This is a genomic window from Cellulomonas sp. NPDC057328 (assembly GCF_042667215.1).
GTDB lineage: Bacteria > Actinomycetota > Actinomycetes > Actinomycetales > Cellulomonadaceae > Cellulomonas.
On sequence record NZ_JBHUZW010000216.1, the window covers coordinates 1 to 1,583 of the forward strand.

1 protein-coding gene is annotated in these 1,583 nt (G+C 71.9%); it reads right to left on the reverse strand.

All coding sequences use genetic code 11. The annotated features are described in order from the left end of the window. Nucleotides 1-143 precede the first annotated feature (143 nt). On the reverse strand, nucleotides 144-1,295 hold the full coding sequence (locus tag ACFUMH_RS19070) for a hypothetical protein (protein ID WP_378209212.1): 1,152 nt from the start codon (nucleotides 1,293-1,295) through the stop codon (nucleotides 144-146). Nucleotides 1,296-1,583: the final 288 nt, after the last annotated feature.

The following is a 1,583-nucleotide window of genomic DNA, read 5'->3' on the forward strand; positions in this document are numbered from 1 at the left end:
CGCCGCCCTGGCGTCCTCGGTTACGAACTCGGTTAGGGGCTTGAGTCCCCCGCGGGGGCGGGGTGGGGTGCTACGGGGGGGCGGGGGGACGCGGGGCCGCGGGTGCCCGCGCCCGGGCGCGGGCACCGGCGTCGGCCGCGACCTCAGTGGCGGCCGAGGTAGGTCGCGGTGTCGATGACGTTGGCGCCGAAGACCACCGGGTTCCCCGCGGGGTTCGTGATCGTGACGGTCATCCGCCCCTGGTCGTCGAAGTGCGCGGCGCTCGAGTACCCGCCGGAGGTCCCGAGGGAGAAGAACGGCACGAAGCCGGCCTTCAGGTTCGCCTGCACGGCGGTCTGGTCGTCGGAGGTGTAGGAGGCGGCCGACGTGATCGTGGCCTCGATCCCGTCGACGACGACGAGCGAGGTAGCGAACCAGTTCATGTTGCCCGCGGGGCCGAACGTGCTGTCCCAGCTGGGCGTGCCGTGCTTCCAGAGCGTGTTGTCCCGCGTGTGGAAGGCCGCGCCGAGCGCGCCCGAGTCGTACCAGCTGCCCGGGGACGCGTCGAACGTCAGCACGTGGTCGAAGCTGCCCTGCACGGTGACGCGCGAGCCGGCCACCTTGGCGGTCAGGTGCGAGTACGTCGTCGAGGCGCTGCCCGTGAAGATGTCCCAGAAGCCGGAGACCTCCCCCTTCGCCCAGGTCGAGCTCGTGTCCGACGACTCCTTCGTCGAGTCGAAGTCGAACGAGCCTCCCGTCGCGCCGAGCACGGCGCTGCGCAGGTCGGCGATGGTCCGCGAGAAGTCGGGCACGCCCTTGAGGAACGCCTGCTGGTTCTGCACCGCCATGTTCGCGCGGAAGATGGGGTCGTTCAGCCCGTTCGCGAGGTCCGTCGCCCCCTTCTGCGCGACGTCGGGAGCGTAGATCGCGGCCCACGACTGGAAGACGCCGGGCAGGTCGGTGATCTTCGGCAGCGGCGACAGGCTCTTGACGTACGTCATCCACGCGTCGTAGCTGTCGCCGAGGTCCCGCCGGAAGGCACCGTCGTTCTGGCTGCTGAGCTGCGACAGCACGGCCCGGTACGCGTCGTAGAACCGGTTGCCCCCGCCCGGGTTGAACGCGTTCGTCAGCGTCCTCGGCGGGAGGTTGTTGTAGTACGACCACAGCAGGTCGGACGTGTCGCCGAGCGGAGAGGTCGGCTGCAGCAGCTGGAACTGCGCCGGCACGAGCCCGAGGGCCGCGACGATCGAGTTGTACCACTTGGCTTGCAGGGTCGCGGTGAGCTGAGGGACCTGGTCGTCGATGTCGGTCGTCATGGTGGGTGCGCAATCTGTGCGGGCCGGCCGCGGCGCGGACGGCGGGACGGGTGAGCGGGACGGTCGACGGCGGTGAGCCGTGCGCCGCGGGTGCCGGGTGTGTCCGACCACTCGAGCGTCCGCCGGTGCGACGGGCGTGTCGCCCACCCCGGGTCGGCATCCGCAGGTGCCGTCCGCTGACGGCCTCGAGCACCCCGTGGACGGCGGTGACGGGCCCCACGGGCGGCAGCACCACGACGCGCTGCCGCCCCCGGGACCCGGCCGACCGCCGCCGGACGGCGGCGGCTG